This window comes from Pseudomonas sp. 1912-s, from assembly GCF_029269205.1.
Classification (GTDB): Bacteria; Pseudomonadota; Gammaproteobacteria; order Pseudomonadales; family Pseudomonadaceae; genus Aquipseudomonas.
Map to the genome: position 1 here is coordinate 45,692 of NZ_JARIXR010000026.1, position 16,262 is coordinate 61,953.

17 protein-coding genes are annotated in these 16,262 nt (G+C 62.2%); 6 read left to right on the plus strand and 11 right to left on the minus strand.

The features are described from left to right. Positions 1–8: 8 nt before the first annotated feature. The 3 genes from rsfS to P3C29_RS25550 form a co-directional block, all read right to left on the minus strand. Positions 9–503 carry a ribosome silencing factor gene (gene rsfS, locus P3C29_RS25540; protein ID WP_003215432.1) on the minus strand — a complete coding sequence of 165 codons (495 nt, stop codon included), beginning with the start codon at positions 501–503 and terminating at the stop codon, positions 9–11. A gap of 69 nt (positions 504–572) precedes the next feature. Next, complete coding sequence (nadD, locus tag P3C29_RS25545; RefSeq protein WP_003215431.1) at positions 573–1,217, minus strand: nicotinate-nucleotide adenylyltransferase; 645 nt, start codon at positions 1,215–1,217, stop codon at positions 573–575. Continuing rightward, a complete protein-coding gene (locus tag P3C29_RS25550) occupies positions 1,217–2,482 on the minus strand; it encodes a glutamate-5-semialdehyde dehydrogenase (RefSeq protein WP_010174772.1) in 1,266 nt (421 codons plus the stop codon). Before P3C29_RS25550 ends, nadD begins: the two co-directional genes overlap by 1 nt. 176 nt (positions 2,483–2,658) lie before the next feature. Between P3C29_RS25550 and P3C29_RS25555 the strand changes: the two genes are divergently transcribed. Both P3C29_RS25555 and P3C29_RS25560 read left to right on the plus strand, forming a co-directional pair. Then, positions 2,659–3,342 (plus strand): DNA-3-methyladenine glycosylase, encoded by a 684-nt coding sequence (locus P3C29_RS25555; RefSeq protein ID WP_275965791.1) that lies wholly within the window; start codon positions 2,659–2,661, stop codon positions 3,340–3,342. A 112-nt stretch (positions 3,343–3,454) separates the two neighbouring features. Beyond that, a complete protein-coding gene (locus P3C29_RS25560; protein ID WP_275965792.1) occupies positions 3,455–4,771 on the plus strand; it encodes a bifunctional DedA family/phosphatase PAP2 family protein in 1,317 nt (438 codons plus the stop codon). On the opposite strand, the gene P3C29_RS25565 is transcribed toward P3C29_RS25560, so the two are convergent. The 4 genes from P3C29_RS25565 to P3C29_RS25580 form a co-directional block, all read right to left on the minus strand. Then, positions 4,768–4,974, minus strand: a complete 207-nt coding sequence (locus P3C29_RS25565) for a hypothetical protein (RefSeq protein ID WP_201125454.1) — start codon at positions 4,972–4,974, stop codon at positions 4,768–4,770. The genes P3C29_RS25560 and P3C29_RS25565 overlap by 4 nt on opposite strands. Before the next feature lie 109 nt (positions 4,975–5,083). Continuing rightward, positions 5,084–5,674, minus strand: a complete 591-nt coding sequence (locus P3C29_RS25570) for an LON peptidase substrate-binding domain-containing protein (protein ID WP_275965793.1) — start codon at positions 5,672–5,674, stop codon at positions 5,084–5,086. A gap of 21 nt (positions 5,675–5,695) precedes the next feature. Continuing rightward, positions 5,696–6,412: an LrgB family protein gene (locus tag P3C29_RS25575; RefSeq protein WP_010174764.1), complete on the minus strand. Its 717-nt coding sequence runs from the start codon at positions 6,410–6,412 to the stop codon at positions 5,696–5,698. Next, entirely contained in the window at positions 6,409–6,771 is a 363-nt protein-coding gene (locus P3C29_RS25580) for a CidA/LrgA family protein (RefSeq protein WP_010174762.1), read from the minus strand. The genes P3C29_RS25575 and P3C29_RS25580 overlap by 4 nt, the downstream gene beginning before the upstream one ends. Positions 6,772–6,942: 171 nt before the next feature. Between P3C29_RS25580 and P3C29_RS25585 the strand changes: the two genes are divergently transcribed. The 3 genes from P3C29_RS25585 to P3C29_RS25595 all read left to right on the plus strand — a co-directional run bounded on the left by P3C29_RS25585 (position 6,943) and on the right by P3C29_RS25595 (position 9,889). Continuing rightward, positions 6,943–7,398 (plus strand): MaoC family dehydratase, encoded by a 456-nt coding sequence (locus P3C29_RS25585; RefSeq protein WP_010174760.1) that lies wholly within the window; start codon positions 6,943–6,945, stop codon positions 7,396–7,398. 102 nt (positions 7,399–7,500) lie between these two features. After that, positions 7,501–9,219, plus strand: coding sequence for a C13 family peptidase (locus tag P3C29_RS25590; protein WP_275965794.1), 1,719 nt, complete (start codon positions 7,501–7,503; stop codon positions 9,217–9,219). Positions 9,220–9,247: 28 nt separating this feature from the next. Continuing rightward, positions 9,248–9,889, plus strand: coding sequence for an oxidoreductase (locus P3C29_RS25595; protein WP_169386383.1), 642 nt, complete (start codon positions 9,248–9,250; stop codon positions 9,887–9,889). A gap of 150 nt (positions 9,890–10,039) precedes the next feature. Here P3C29_RS25595 and P3C29_RS25600 read toward each other — a convergent pair whose 3' ends face one another. The 4 genes from P3C29_RS25600 to P3C29_RS25615 form a co-directional block, all read right to left on the minus strand. Continuing rightward, on the minus strand, positions 10,040–10,324 hold the full coding sequence (locus P3C29_RS25600; protein WP_201125455.1) for a YceK/YidQ family lipoprotein: 285 nt from the start codon (positions 10,322–10,324) through the stop codon (positions 10,040–10,042). Continuing rightward, on the minus strand, positions 10,317–10,946 hold the full coding sequence (ubiX, locus tag P3C29_RS25605) for a flavin prenyltransferase UbiX (protein WP_003219402.1): 630 nt from the start codon (positions 10,944–10,946) through the stop codon (positions 10,317–10,319). Before ubiX ends, P3C29_RS25600 begins: the two co-directional genes overlap by 8 nt. Continuing rightward, positions 10,943–12,292 carry a UDP-N-acetylmuramate:L-alanyl-gamma-D-glutamyl-meso-diaminopimelate ligase gene (mpl, locus tag P3C29_RS25610; protein WP_275965795.1) on the minus strand — a complete coding sequence of 450 codons (1,350 nt, stop codon included), beginning with the start codon at positions 12,290–12,292 and terminating at the stop codon, positions 10,943–10,945. The genes ubiX and mpl overlap by 4 nt, the downstream gene beginning before the upstream one ends. Positions 12,293–12,353: 61 nt before the next feature. Continuing rightward, positions 12,354–14,258, minus strand: a complete 1,905-nt coding sequence (locus P3C29_RS25615; RefSeq protein WP_275965796.1) for a sigma-54-dependent Fis family transcriptional regulator — start codon at positions 14,256–14,258, stop codon at positions 12,354–12,356. Positions 14,259–14,546: 288 nt separating this feature from the next. On the opposite strand from P3C29_RS25615, the gene P3C29_RS25620 reads away from it, so the two are divergent. Then, positions 14,547–16,067, plus strand: coding sequence for an aldehyde dehydrogenase family protein (locus P3C29_RS25620; RefSeq protein WP_010174748.1), 1,521 nt, complete (start codon positions 14,547–14,549; stop codon positions 16,065–16,067). Positions 16,068–16,262: the final 195 nt, after the last annotated feature.

Consider the following 16,262-nt stretch of genomic DNA (forward strand, 5'->3'; position numbering starts at 1 on the left):
GCCGTTCCTTATTCCTGGTCTTTGTTGAGCTTGTCGAAGTGCGCGTGGCCGACTTCAGGGCTGTGGTGCTTGCCATCCGCGGCACGGCTCTGCTCGGCGCCTTTCCACAGACGCTCCAGGTCGTAGAACTGACGGGCGTTGCTGGTCATCATGTGCACGATCACGTCGTCCATGTCCAACAGGACCCAGTCGCTGTCGCCCTTGCCTTCTTCACCCAATGGCTTGACGCCCTGGGCTTTGACCGCTTCGCGAACCTTGTCCAGCATCGCGCCGATCTGGCGGTTGGAGGTACCGGTGGCGATGATCATGAAGTCGGTGATGCTCTGCTTGTCGCGCACGTCCAGGACTTGAATGTCCTGGGCCTTCACGTCTTCCAGGGCAGCCACGGCAACCTTGACCAGCTCTTCGCCGGCCAGCTCAGGGCCGGTGTGGGCTTCTACTGGCAGAGGAGCGCTCTTGAACGTGCCTTTGCGCTTAACTTTGCTTACGTCTTTGTTCGTCATATAAAACTCGTTTTGCTCGTATGTTCGGGCGCTCGCTGCACGACTGTTCGTGCGTTCAAGCGCGCCTTTTCAGTTCGACGCACGGTAAAGTCCGTGCGCATCGATGTAGGCCAGGACCGCGTCAGGCACCAGGAAACGTACCGACTTCCCGCTGGCCAGCAGTTGACGGATCTGGGTGGCAGACACCGCAAGCGGGGTTTGCCAGACGAATGCAATATTCCCGCTCGGCCCGGTCAGGGCCAATGGGTCACTTACCGACCGCGCTGCCAGCAGGTTGCGCAAGGCATCCGGCGATTCTGCGTCGGCATCCGGGCGTTGCAGCACCAGGATGTGGCAATGCTGGAGCAACTCTTCCCAGCGGTGCCAAGTGGGCAGGCCGCAAAACGCGTCCCAGCCCAAAAGTAGAAATAACTGGTCATCCGCGGCCAACTCGGCCCGCATCAGTTCCAGGGTGTCGACAGTGTAGGACGGTTTGTCGCGTTTGAGTTCGCGGTCGTCCACCACCAGCGGTGCAATGCCGGCCACAGCGAGGCGAACCATCTCCAGGCGCTGCTGCGCAGACACCTGCGGCGTGTCGCGATGGGGCGGCCGGGCATTCGGTGCCAGACGCAACTCATCCAGCCCGAGAGCGTCCGCGACTTCCAGCGCACTGCGCAAATGGCCAATGTGCACGGGGTCGAAGGTGCCACCGAGCAGCCCGATGCGTTTACCCATCAAGTGCGCACATGACCGTCACCGAACACCACGTACTTCTCGCTGGTCAGCCCTTCCAGGCCAACCGGGCCGCGTGCGTGGAGCTTGTCGGTGGAGATACCGATCTCCGCCCCCAGGCCATATTCGAAGCCGTCGGCAAAACGCGTCGAGGCGTTGACCATCACCGAAGCGGAATCCACTTCGTTGAGGAAACGCCGGGCATCGCTGAAATGCTCGGTGACAATAGCGTCGGTGTGCTTGGAGCCGTATTGATTGATGTGGTCGATGGCCTGGTCCAGGTCGTCAACGATGCGGATCGACAGGATCGGCGCCGTGTATTCGGTGTACCAGTCCTGCTCGGTGGCTTCGATCACGTCGCTGCCGAGGATCGCCCGGGTACGTTCGCAACCACGCAGTTCGACGCCCTTGTCGCGGTAGATGGCAGCCAGCGGCGGCAGTACGCGCTCGGCAATGCCGGCGTGCACCAGCAGGGTTTCCATGGTGTTGCACGGGGCGTAGCGATGAGTCTTGGCGTTGTCGGCAATGCGGATCGCCTTGTCGAGGTCGGCGGCGACGTCGATGAACACGTGGCAGACGCCATCCAGGTGCTTGATAACCGGCACCTTGGCATCGCGGCTCACGCGCTCGATCAGGCTCTTGCCACCGCGCGGCACGATCACATCAACAAATTCAGGCATCGTGATCAGCGCGCCAACGGCGGCGCGATCGGTGGTTTCGACCACTTGCACCACTTCGGCCGGCAATTCGGCCACGGCCAGGCCCTGCTGAATGCACGCGGCAATGGCGCGGTTGGAATTGATCGCCTCGGAACCGCCCCGCAGGATGGTGGCGTTGCCGGACTTGAGGCACAGGCTCGCGGCGTCGATGGTCACGTTCGGGCGCGACTCATAGATGATGCCGATCACGCCCAGGGGCACGCGCATCTTGCCGACCTGAATGCCGGACGGCAGGTAGCGCATGTCGCGGATTTCACCGATGGGGTCAGGCAGCTTGGCCACCTGACGCAAACCTTCGATCATGTCGTCGATGCGTGCCGGCGTCAGCGCCAGGCGATCCAGCAAGGCTGGCTCCAGGCCATTGGCCCGGCCGTTGGCCAAATCCAGTTCATTGGCAGCGCTCAGCTCGGAGCGCGAAGCATCCAGAGCGTCGGCGGCCGCCAGCAAGGCGCGGTTCTTCTGCGCAGTGCTCGCACGGGCGATCAACCGCGAGGCCTGACGGGCAGCGCGACCCAGGCGGGTCATGTAGTCAAGAACGGACTCAGTCATGGTCTGGTGGGGTCTTGGCAAAGAGGAAAGCGGCAGATTATAGCTGTGACGCCGTCCTACGGACAGCGGTGAGGGGCGGATGGTCGAAATGAACTGTAAAAACCCGACGTTCAGCGGGAATTAAGGCTGGAGTTGTTATCATCCTGTCACATTTAGCCGTATTACCTTTGATCGCCATGTCCAGTTTTACCCCAATGATCCCCGCCAACGCCCTGCCCGACGGCTTTTTCGACCGTGACGCGCAACTGCTCGCGCGGGAATTGCTGGGAAAAGTCATTCGCCATCGCGTCGGCGATTTGTGGCTGTCGGCGCGAATTATCGAAACCGAAGCCTATTACCTCGCCGAAAAAGGCAGCCACGCGTCCCTGGGCTACACAGAAAAGCGTAAGGCTTTGTTTCTGGATGGCGGCCACATCTATATGTACTACGCCCGTGGCGGTGATTCGCTGAACTTCAGCGCCCACGGCCCAGGCAATGCGGTGCTGATCAAATCGGCCTATCCGTGGGTTGACGAAGTGTCCGGCCCGGCCAGCCTCGCACAGATGCTGTTGAATAACCCGGATGCCAGCGGCAGGCCGCGCCCTTCGCAAAAGCTGTGTGCCGGCCAGACCCTGCTGTGCAAGGCCCTGGGTTTGAAAGTGCCGATGTGGGACGCCAAACGCTTTGACCAGGAGTTGCTCTATGTCGAAGACGTGGGCCAGGCGCCCGGCCAAGTGATCCAGACCACCCGCCTGGGCATTCCCGGCGGTCGCGATGAACACCTGATGTACCGCTTCGTCGATGCCGGCTATGCGCCGTATTGCACACGGAACCCGCTACGCCGGGGCCAGGTCGAAGGCCGCGACTATTTTTTGATTTGAAAACATACATAAACCTGTAGGCGTCCGGCTTGCCGGCGATAGCGGACTCAAGGACGCCATCGCCGGCAAGCCGGACGCCTACAAGGACGATCTACAAAAGGGAGTTGATTGTATGGGCCCATGGCTCGATGGCATTACCGGCTGGCTGACCCTGAACCCGCAGTGGCTGGCCGTGGCGGTGTTTATCGTGGCGTGCGTGGAGTGCCTGGCCATTGCCGGCCTGATCGTACCGGGCACGGTATTGCTCTTCGCCATCGCCGCACTGGCCGGCAGTGGCGCACTGTCCCTGGGGGAGACCCTGTTGCTGGGCTTCCTAGGGGGCATATTGGGCGATGTTGTTTCCTACTTCCTTGGTCGCCATTTCCACCAGAACATCCGGCGCCTTCCGGGCCTGCGGCATCACCCTGAATGGATGAGTGGCGCCGAGACTTACTTCCAGAAGTACGGCATCGCCAGCCTGCTGGTAGGACGCTTCATTGGCCCGCTGCGGCCAATGTTGCCGATGGTCGCCGGCATGTGCGACATGCCCTTCCCGCGCTTCGCCGCCGTCAGCCTATTGGCCGCAGCGGGTTGGTCGGTGGCGTATCTGCTGCCGGGCTGGGCCACCGGCGCCGCATTCCGCCTGCCGCTGCCCGAGGGATTCTGGCCGGAGGCCGGAATTGTCGCCGCGTGCCTCGCCGTATTGATCGGCGTGAGCCTCAACAGCAGCCTGCGCGGCCACCGGCGCGCCACCCTGTGGATCGGCTGCATCGGCGGCACACTGCTGATCGCGTTGTTTATCGGCTATCACTACCTGAACGACTTTGACCAAGGCTTGATGGCCCTGGTGCAGGAACACCGCGGCCCGGCGATCGACCGGGCGATGGTGATGGTGACCCAGCTGGGTGAGTTCAAGAAGATGTTCGTCGCCAGCGCGGTACTGACCGGCCTACTGGTAGTGGCGCGACAATGGCGCCAGGCAATTTTTGTCGGCGCCACGCTGCTGGGCGCCGCGTTGATCAATACCGGCACCAAGCTGTTTTTTGCGCGGATGCGCCCGGAAGTGCTGACCGACCCACTCACCAGCTTCAGCATGCCCAGCGGCCATGCGTCCGGCTCGTTTGCGTTCTTCCTGGCGTTGGCGGTGCTGGCCGGTCGCGGTCAACCGACCCGCCTGCGCCTGACCTGGCTGGTGCTGGGTTGCATCCCGGCTGCCACCATCGCCGTGTCCCGGGTGTACCTGGGCGCCCACTGGCCCACGGACATCCTCGCGGGCACCTTGCTGGCGATGACGGTCTGCGCCTTCAGCCTGCACTTCAGCCAGCACCGCAGCCCGTTGCCGGCGATGCCGCCGAAAGTCTGGTGGTTGATCTTGCCGGTATGTGGGGCGGTGCTGGGCTTCATTGCGTTTACCGGCACGTCCCACGCGTTGCTCAGGTATGCCTACTAAGCAGGGCCCAGCCAATCCGAGGGGGCAGCGCGGCGTTCCACACTGCGCTCGCGCCGCTCCAGAAGCATTTCGTCAGCAACATCCGCGGCGCGTTCGGCGATGTACTCCGCGCCGCGACTGTCGTTCAGATGAAGTATTTGCGTGGTGATGGCCATAAAAAACGCATCCCACACGACCTGCTCAGATTGCGAAAGCCGAATCATCCTTTTCCCCTGATCATCGTTACGTGATTACCAACTATTTCAGGCAACGAGATCAGGGCAACGACGACATTCCTGAAGAACGTGAAGGATAATTCCGAGCGATCCCGGATCAGGTAAACAACTCGCCCTGCAACTCATCCAGCAACAGCTGAATCGCATCCAGCCGTTGCTGCGGGTCGTCGAGCTGCAGGAGGTCGATCTTGTCGGTCTCGGTGAAGGGCAGCAGGTACGCCAGCTGATTGCCCAAGGCTTGCTGGCCATCGGCGTGGGTGCCCATGTCCAGGGACGCGACCATCGGGTGCTCGGCCAGTGCGTGGAGCAGCGCCAGCAAGTCGGCGTCTTCCTCCTCCAGCGGTTGTTCGGGGTGCTCGTGAAGCCACTGCACCTCGGCCACCAACAGTTGATCCTTCTGCACGCCGGCGTCACGCACGCGGAAACGCCGGCCGCCTTCGACCCGAATCCCCAACAGGCCGTTGTCCTGCTGCTTGAAGTCGCGAATCAGCGCTTCGCAGCCAATCAATGCGTAGCCATCCGGCGCCAGCCCGACTTCCTTGCCGTCGAGGATGCACACCACGCCAAAGCTTTCGCCCTTTTTCATGCAGCGGCTGATCATGTCCAGGTAACGCGCCTCGAACAGTTGCAGGTCGAGGGTGCACCCGGGGAACAGCACGGTATTGAGCGGGAAAAGCGCCAGACTCATAAAGGTTTCCTTAAACCCGACTTAACTAACCAGCGACACGGCCAACGGCAGGAACACTGCCGTGGCCACGCCCATCAAACTCATGGCCAGCGCCGCAAAGGCGCCGGTCTCTTCGCTTTCCTGCAAGGCCACCGACGTTCCCACGGCGTGGGCGGTCATGCCAAGGGCCATCCCGCGCGCCTCGGGGCTGTGCACGCCCAGGCGTGACAAATACGCCGGCCCGATCATCGCGCCGATCACCCCGGTGATCAGCACAAACACCGCCGCCAGTGCCGCTACGCCACCAATCTGCTCGGCCACCAGCATCGCAATCGGCGAGGTCACGGACTTGGGCGCCATGGTCATCAGCATCATGTGTTCGGCGCCAAACCACCAGCCCAACAGCACGCACAGGCCAGTGGCCAATACGCCGCCTATCACCAGCGTAGTAAAAATCGGCCAGAACAATTGGCGAATCCGTCGCAGATTCAGGTAAAGCGGCACCGCCAGGGCCACCGTCGCCGGGCCGAGCAGGATGCTCATGATCTCGGTGCTCTTGCGGTACTCGGCGTACGTCAGGCCACACCCCAGCAACACGCCGATCACCAGCAGCATCGACACCAGCACCGGCTGCAGGAAGATCCAGCGGGTTTTCTCGAAACCGGCCAGCACCAACTGATAGGCACCGAGGGTGATGCCGATGCCGAACAAGGGGTGATGAATCACGGCGGCCCAGGCACCCTGCCAATCCACGGTCATTGGCCCTCCTCCCGCTGCGCCTGGCGCTTGACCAGTTTTTGCATCAGCACGCCGACAAAGCCCATGGCGACCACCAGCGACAACACCAACGCGCCGACAATGGCCCAGAAGTCCGCGGCGATGTCCTTGGCATACACCATCACACCCACCGCGGGCGGCACCAGCAGCAAGGGCAAGTAACGCAACAGACTGCCGGCCGCCAGGCTCAGGGGCTCACCGACTTCGCCGCGCCATATCAGGAAGGCCAGCATCAGCAGCAGGCCAATAATCGGCCCCGGCAACACCGGGACAAACAAATGATTGATCGCCGTGCCGAGCAATTGAAACAGCACCAGCCATGTCAGACCGCGTAACAGCATCCGTTCTCTCCCCCCCTTAAAGCGTGTCGGCATTATAAGCACGCCGCCTCTATGGAACGGCATTCGCCAAAAGCATGGTGGGTTGACCGGGCCAAGTGCCCATGATGATCTACATTGGTTCTCTGGACCTGTCCAAAAAATACAAAAATGATGAACCTAAGGAGAGTCGCAATGCCCTCAGTACCCGTAGCGCAACTCAAGGATTATGTCGGCAAGGAACTGGGACGTTCTGCATGGCTCACCATCGACCAGGAGCGCATCAACCTGTTCGCGGAGGCCACCGGCGATTTTCAGTTCATCCACGTCGACCCGGTAAAAGCCGCCCAGACGCCGTTCGGCGGCACCATCGCCCACGGTTTCCTGTCGCTGTCGCTGATACCCAAGCTGATCGAAGACATCCTGATCATGCCCGAGGGCCTGAAGATGGCGGTCAACTATGGCCTGGACAGCGTGCGTTTCATCCAGCCGGTGAAGGTCGACTCCCGGGTACGCCTGGCCGTGACCCTGACCGACGCCACCGAGAAAAAGCCCGGGCAATGGTTGCTTAAAGCCACCTGCACCCTGGAAATCGATGGCCAGGAAAAACCTGCCTACATTGCGGAGTCGCTGTCACTCTGCTTCGTCTGAACCCGGCTGTGGTGAGCCCGTCCGCTCACCACAATTCATGTAAATTTATGTATAGATCTCGCAGCTGCGGCATACTCGGCGCTCAATTATCCGGATCCCGCTATGCGCCCACTCGCTCCCCTTGCTCTTGTCCTGTTGCTCACCGCGTGCGGCGACGGCGAATCGCTGTTGCCGCCCGATGCGCGGCTGCCCGATGGCGGTCGTTACCGTGGCGATGTGGTCAATGGCTTGCTGCAGGGCCAGGGCCGGGTGGATTACCCCAATGGCAGTTGGTACGCCGGCCAGTTCGATAAAGGCCAGTGGCACGGCCAGGGCGAATGGCATGGCAGCAACGGCGAGGTCTACAAGGGCCAGTTCCAGCAAGGCCTGTTCGACGGCCAGGGCAGCCTGACCACGTCGGGCAACAGTTACGTCGGCGGTTTCAAGCAAGGCAAGCGCAACGGCGAAGGCACCCTCAAAGAAGGGCAGATGACCTATCGCGGCGAATTCAAGGACGACCAGTATTCCGGTCTCGGCCGCCTCGAGCTGGCCGACGGCAGCCAGTACCAGGGCCAGTTCGCCCACGGCAAGCCCAACGGCGAGGGCCAGCGCAACGACGACAGCGGCAACCAGTTCAGCGGCCACTTCGTCGATGGCCAGCTGGAGGGCAATGGCACCTTCAACAGCGCCGATGGCGATATGTACATCGGCCACTTCAAACAGAACCAGCTCAACGGCAAGGGCCGTTATGAAAACGCCGACGGCGACGTGTGGATCGGCGAATTCAAGGAAGGCGCCCTCAGCGGCAAGGGCGAACTGATTGGCGTGGACGGCAGCCATTACGTGGGCCAATTCGTCGACTGGCGCTTCACCGGCCCCGGTCGCCTGAACCTTACCGACGGCAGCTTCTATATTGGCGGCTTCGACAGCGACAGCTATCAAGGCCGCGGCACCCTGGTGCTCACCGATGGCACCGTGCAGGCCGGCACCTGGGTCAACGGCATGCGCGTGCGCGATGCCGATGGCAAGTTGTTGCCTGACCCGCTGGAGATCGGCCTGTTTGCCCAGGGCCGCCTACTGGATGCCGCCCTCGCCGCGGTACCCGCCTCCAAATCGGGAGTGGAGCTATACACCCTGGTGGTGGCCGGCGACGGCAAACAAAGCGTATTCCTGCGTGAAGCCGACTATGTCAGCAACATGCTCGCCACGCGATTCGGGGCCTATGGCCAGATCCGCCTGGTGAACCACCGCGACCACATCGCCGACCGCCCCATGGCCACCCGCGAAAGCCTGCGCCGGGCGATCCAGACCCTCGCCGAACGCAGCGGCCCGCAAGACCTGGTGTTCATCTACCTGACCAGCCATGGCACCCACGAACACGAACTGGTGCTCGACCAGCCGCGCATGGAACTGGCCGACCTGCCCGCCGATGAGCTGGCCGCGGTAATGGCGCCGCTGAAAAACCGCGACAAGATCGTGGTGATTTCAGCCTGCTACTCCGGTGGTTTCATCCCGGCCCTCAAGGACGAACACACCCTGATCATGACCGCCTCACGCGCCGACCGCGTGTCGTTCGGCTGCTCCGAAGAGGCCGACTTCACCTACTTCGGCGACGCCCTTTTCGCCCAGGCCTTCAACCAGACCGACGATTTGCAGCAAGCCTTCAAGCTGGCGCAAACCCACGTGGCCGAGCGCGAACAGGCGGACAACTTCGAAGCCTCCGAACCGCAGATCTGGGCCCCCAAAGGCGTGATTGCCCATTGGCAATTATTACGCAAACAGCAGGCACGAAAGGCGCTGGAAAGCGTCTCAATGAATAGCAAGGAAGCCAAGAGCAACTAAGCTGAATCTGTACCAAGGGGGAAACATCATGTACCTGACACCTCAGCATATCTTGCTCGCCGGAGCCTCCGGCCTGACCGGAGAGCACCTGCTGGACCGCCTGCTCAACGAGCCCACCGTGACCCGCGTACTGGCACCCAGCCGCAAGCCATTGGCCGAGCATCCGCACCTGGAAAACCCGGTGGGCGACCCGGCCGTATTCCTGCCGCAACTGAGCGGCCAGGTGGACATCGCCTTCTGCTGCCTGGGCACTACCATCAAGCAGGCCGGCTCTGAAGAAGCCTTCCGCGCGGTCGACCTGGACATGGTCGTGGCCTTCGCCAAGCGCGCTCGGGAAATGGGTGCGCGACACCTGATCGTGATCAGCGCGATTGGCGCCGACCCGAAATCCTCGATTTTCTACAACCGGGTCAAGGGCGAGATGGAGCAGGCGCTGAAAGCCCAGGACTGGCCGCAGCTGACCATCGTCCGGCCTTCGCTGTTGCTGGGAGAGCGGTTGGAGCCACGTTTGGCCGAGCAACTGGCCGGGCCCTTGTCACGGTTGATTCCGGGCAAGTATCACGGCATTGAAGTGTGTGAACTGGCGCGGGCGATGTGGCGCCTGGCGCTGGAAGAACAGGATGGGGTGCGGGTTGTGGAGTCGGATGAGCTGCGCAAGCTCGGCAAGTAACCCGTATTTCGAGGCAGGACACAATCAAAATGTGGGAGCGGGCTTGCTCGCGAAAGCGGAGTTTCAGTCAATACATCACTGACTGATCCACCGCCTTCGCGAGCAAGCCCGCTCCCACATTAAATATGTTGGCGCTCCCGAGATTCACTACTACAGCCCGCCCGTCGCGTTAAACCCAACCCCCAACACCGTCAGCACCGACAGCGGCAACAGCAGCGTGTCGAGCAAGGCGCTGGCCGGCAGGTCGACATGGGGGTAGCTCGGCGCTTCGGCCCCAAAGCGGTCCATCGCACAGCACCCGCCCTGAATCGCGTACATATCCAGCCGCGTCCCGGCATACACCACCGGGGCGCCGGGCTGCGCGGCGTCCAGCGTGCGCGCCGTGGCACACCCGGTCAGTTGCAGCGCCAGGCACAGCATCAAGAGTTTATTCATCACTGCTCAAATGGTGTTCGCCCCAGCGCGGCAGCATGTCTTGAGGGATATTCAGCAGGTTGAGAATCCGCGCCACCACAAAGTCCACCAGGTCATCGATGGTTTGCGGCTGGTGATAAAAGCCCGGCGACGCCGGCAGGATGGTCACGCCCATGTTCGACAACTTGAGCATGTGCTCCAGGTGAATACTCGAATACGGCGCCTCGCGCGGCACCAGGATCAACTGGCGACGCTCCTTCAACGTCACGTCCGCCGCACGCTCGATCAGGTTATTACAGGCGCCCGTGGCAATCGCCGACAGGGTGCCGGTGGAACACGGCACCACCACCATCGCGGCCGGTGCACCGGAGCCCGAAGCCACCGGCGACATCCAGTCTTCCTTGCCATAGACCTTGATCTGCCCCGCCGCCGCACCGGTGTACTCGGTGAGGAAGGCCTGCATCATCTGCACCTTGGGCGGCAACGCGACATCGGTCTCGGTGGCCAGCACCAGTTGCGCGGCCTTGGAGATCAGGAAGTGCACCTCGCGGTCTTCGCGCACCAGGCAGTCCAGCAGGCGCAAGCCATAGGGCGCGCCGGACGCGCCGGTCATCGCCAGGGTGACGCGTTCCGGTCCGCTCATTTCAGCGCCTCGGCGAGTTTGCCGTGCAGGCCGCCGAAGCCGCCGTTGCTCATGATCACCACGTGGGTGCCGGGCTTGGCCTGGTGTTTCACGTGCTCGATGATGCCTTCCAGCGAGTCGCAGCAAATCGACGGTACGGTGCACAGCGCCGCGATAGCGGGCAGGTCCCAGCCCAGGTTGGCCGGTGCATACCAGACCACTTGGTCGGCATCGTTGACGCTTTCCGGCAAACCGTCACGGTGGGCGCCGAGCTTCATGGAGTTGGAGCGTGGCTCGATGATCGCGATCACCTGGGCGTCACCCACGCGCTTGCGCAGGCCATCCAGGGTGGTGGCGATGGCCGTCGGGTGGTGAGCAAAGTCGTCGTAGATGGTAATCCCGTTCACGTCGGCGACCTTTTCCATGCGGCGCTTGACGCTCTTGAACGCGCTCAAGGCGGCAATGCCCATGGACGGCACCACGCCGACATGCCGTGCGGCCGCCAGGGTGACCAAGGCATTGGCGACGTTGTGCTGGCCGGTCATGTCCCACTCGACGACGCCTTGGGCGACACCATCGAACAGGACTTCAAATTTGGAGCCGTCTTCGCTCAGCAGTTTGACCTGCCATTGCCCGCCCGCGCCGGTGGTTTGCACCGGGGTCCAGCAGCCCATCTCGATGACTCGCTGCAAGGCCGGCTCGGTCGTGGGGTGAATCACCAGGCCTTCGCTCGGAATCGTGCGCACCAAGTGGTGGAACTGCCGCTCGATGGCCGGCAGATCGGGGAAGATGTCCGCGTGATCGAACTCCAGGTTGTTCAGGATCGCTGTGCGCGGGCGGTAGTGGACGAACTTGGAGCGTTTGTCGAAGAAGGCGCTGTCGTATTCATCCGCTTCGATGACAAAAAACGGCGTGTCACCGAGGCGAGCCGACACCGAGAAGTTCTGCGGCACACCACCGATCAGGAAGCCAGGGCTCATGCCCGCGTGCTCCAGCACCCAGGCCAGCATGCTGCTGGTGGTGGTCTTGCCGTGGGTACCGGCAACGGCGAGCACCCAACGGCCTTGCAGCACATGGTCGGCCAGCCATTGCGGGCCAGACACGTACGGCAAACCTTTATTCAGTACATATTCGACCGCCGGGTTGCCACGCACCATGGCATTGCCGATCACCACCAGGTCCGGAACCGGGTCGAATTGTGCCGGGTCGTAACCTTGGGTCAGCTCAATGCCCTGGGCCTGCAGTTGCGTGCTCATGGGCGGGTAAACGTTGGCATCGGAGCCAGTAACATGATGGCCCAGCTCTTTGGCCAACACTGCCATTGAACCCATGAAGGTGCCGCAAATACCGAGAATATGAATGTGCATAGTCGACCTCGTAAAACATCGAGGCAGGTTAGCGTAGGGAGGAACAAATCGCACCCTTTAGCTAACGGGCAATCCCGTGTTTGCGCAGCTTTCTATACAGGGTGTTACGGCTGACACCCAGTTGCTCGGCCGTGTGGCTCATATGCCAGCGCTGTTGCTCCAGGGCATTGAGCAGCGCCAGGCGCTCTGCGTCGTCCAGGGGCGAGTCCGAAAGCTCGTCCGCCCTTACGGGCTGCGGGCGCGCCTGGCGAATCACTGCCGGCAAGTCTTCAAGCCCGATACGTCCGTCGTCACACAACGCCGCCAACGTGCGCAATACGGTGCGCAACTGCCGCACATTGCCCGGCCAGGCAAATGCCAACAGTGCCTGGCGCGCGGGACTGTCCAGCAAGACCGACTGATCGCCCGCCTCCTCCGCCAGCAGAAAATCCAGTAACTGCGACTTGTCGCTACGCTCACGCAGCGGTGGCAGGGCGATTTCCAGACCGTTCAGCCGGTAGTACAGGTCCTCGCGAAAGCTGCCGTCCTGTACCCGCTCCAGCAAATTACGGTGGGTGGCGCTGATGATTCTGACGTTCACCGCCTGTGGCTCGCCGCCGATAGGCACTACCAGCCGGTCTTCCAGTACCCTTAACAGCCGGGTTTGCAACGCCAAGGGCATATCGCCGATTTCATCCAGGAACAACGTGCCGCCGTCCGCCTGCTGCAGCTTGCCGCGCATGCCCTCCTTGCGGGCGCCGGTGAAGCTGCCGCCGCGGTAGCCGAACAGCTCGCTCTCGATCAGGCTTTCGGGGATGGCCGCACAGTTCAGCGCAATAAACGCTTTGTCGGCCCTGAGGCTGGCATGGTGCACCGCCTTGGCAAACGCCTCCTTGCCCGAGCCGGTTTCGCCATTGACCAACAACGGCACGTCGCGCTCAAACACACGCAACGCCTTGCGGAAATCGTTTTGCAGCGCCGCGTCCCCCAGGCAAATGCCCGGCAGCCGCGCCCGCTCGGGCATCGGCTGAGGAACCGGCGCCGGCACACTGCGTGGCTGGCCGCGCAACACCGCGAACAACCCACGGCCGTCGCGGGTACGCAGGGGCCAACTGGCGCTGGCATTCGCGCTGGCGCGCCCGAACAACTCATCCAGCGAACAATCGAAAAACGCCTCCACCGGCTGCCCCAACAGCCCGCCACGAATTTGCCCGAGCAAGTTCAATGCACTCTGGTTCACCGCACAGATGCGCCCTTCACCGTCGAATGCCAGTAGCCCTTCGCTGAACAGGCCCACGGATTCGGCCTGCAAATGAAAGCGCAGTAACCAGTGGTTCTCGAAATGCCGCAGGAAGTAACAGCTCTCGATCATCTTCGCCGAGAGATTGACCAGCGCCATGGTGTGGAACTGGCTCTGGCGCGACACGGCTTCCCGGGCCGAGGACACATCCAGCACCGCAAGCAGTTCGCCATGGGGGTCGAACACCGGGCTGGCCGAACAGGTCAGGCCGGTGTGCCGGCCACGGAAGTGCTCATCGCGATGAATCGTCAGGGACTGGCGCTCCACCAGGCAGGTGCCGATGCCGTTGGTGCCTTCGCAGGCCTCGCTCCAGTCGGCACCCAGCCACAGCCCGGCGCGCTCGAAAATCTTGCGCTCGCTGGGCGCGGTAACACAGTTGAGGATCACCCCACGGGCGTCGGTGAGCAGCACCGCATGGCCGGCACCGGAGAGTTGTTGATGCAGGCTGTTCATTTCGCTGCCAGCGATGGTCAGCACTTGTTGCAGGCGTTCGCGGCTTTCCAGCAGGCGGCCATGTTCGAGCACCGTGGGGGCGATGGTCAGCGCGGGGTCGAGGTGATAGTCCTCCAGGCAACGCAGCCAGGAGCGGGCGATGGACGGATCGCTGCCGGGGCCGTGCAACGGATCCTGGCCACGGGTAACGGTCAGGACTTGCTGGGCATGGCGACTGAAATGATCGTTTTGCATGTTCTTATTATTCTCCCTGCGTGAACTACAAACCGCGCGCGAGTGCCCAGCATCCTCCAGCCTCCCGACCATTGCAATCCCGGGCAGACCCACCGGTCACAGGCTGTACCGTTTGTGGCACAAACTGTCACTCGGGCTGTATCAGTCGTGCCACAGCAACGGCTTGCAACAAACCCCAAGTCCTTGATTTACGGGCACTGCAAGGCACTGGCCCAACCTTTGCTCTACGCTTTAACAAGCACAACCGTGCGTCCTCCAATAAACACAAAAAGCCAGGAGATACCCACCATGCGTTACGCACACCCCGGTACTGAAGGCGCTATCGTTTCGTTCAAGGCCAAGTACGGCAACTACATCGGCGGCGAGTTTGTCGCGCCGGTCGATGGCAACTATTTCACCAACACCTCGCCGGTCAACGGCAAGGCCATCGCCGAATTCCCGCGTTCCACTGCCAAGGATATCGACAAGGCCCTGGACGCCGCCCACGCCGCCGCTGACGCCTGGGGCAAGACCTCGGCCCAGGACCGCTCGCTGGTGCTGCTGAAAATCGCCGACCGCATCGAACAGAACCTCGAACTGCTGGCCATCACCGAAACCTGGGACAACGGCAAGGCGGTGCGCGAAACCCTGAACGCCGACATCCCGCTGGCCGCTGACCACTTCCGCTACTTCGCCGGCTGCATTCGCGCCCAGGAAGGCAGCAGCGCGGAAATCAACGAACACACCGCCGCTTACCACTTCCACGAACCACTGGGTGTGGTCGGCCAGATCATCCCGTGGAACTTCCCGCTGCTGATGGCCGCCTGGAAACTCGCGCCCGCCCTGGCCGCCGGTAACTGCGTGGTGCTCAAGCCCGCCGAGCAAACCCCGTTGGGTATCAACGTGCTGATGGAACTGATCGGCGACCTGCTGCCGCCGGGCGTGCTGAACGTGGTACACGGCTACGGCAAAGAAGCCGGCGAAGCCCTGGCCACCAGCAAGCGCATCGCCAAGATCGCCTTCACCGGCTCCACGCCAGTGGGCTCGCACATCATGCATGCGGCCGCCGAGAACATCATTCCGTCCACCGTTGAGTTGGGCGGCAAATCGCCGAACATCTTCTTCGCCGACATCATGAAAGCCGAGCCGCAATTCATCGAGAAGGCCGCCGAAGGCCTGGTGCTGGCGTTCTTCAACCAGGGCGAAGTGTGCACCTGCCCGTCCCGCGCGCTGGTGGAAGAGTCGATCTACGACGACTTCATGAAAGTCGTCATGAAGAAAGTCGAGTCGATCAAACGCGGCGACCCACTGGACACCGACACCATGGTTGGCGCCCAGGCGTCCGAGCAGCAATTCGACAAGATCCTGTCCTACCTCGAAATCGCCAAAGGCGAAGGCGCCGAGCTGCTGACCGGCGGCAAGGTCGAGAAACTGACGGGTGACCTGTCCACCGGCTATTACATCCAGCCGACCCTGCTCAAGGGCACCAACAAAATGCGGGTGTTCCAGGAAGAAATCTTTGGCCCGGTAGTGAGCATCACCACCTTCAAGGACGAAGCCGAAGCCCTGGCGATCGCCAACGACACCGAGTTCGGCCTGGGTGCCGGCCTGTGGACCCGCGACATCAACCGCGCGTACCGCATGGGCCGGGCAATCAAGGCCGGGCGCGTGTGGACCAACTGCTATCACCTGTACCCGGCGCACGCCGCGTTCGGCGGTTACAAGAAATCCGGTGTGGGCCGTGAGACTCACAAGATGATGCTCGATCACTACCAGCAGACCAAAAACCTGCTGGTGAGCTACGACATCAATCCGCTGGGCTTCTTCTAACTGACAACCCGCTCCCACATTTGAAATGCAATAAAAATGTGGGAGCGGGCTTGATGTGGTGAGCGGGCTTGCCCCGCGCCGGGCTGCGAAGCAGCCCCGTCAATCGGTGGTGAACCCGACGGGGGACAGGCCCCCTCATCACAGCAAGCCAGCTCCCACACTTGATCTTCACAAGACCTTGCGACTCATCCGGCT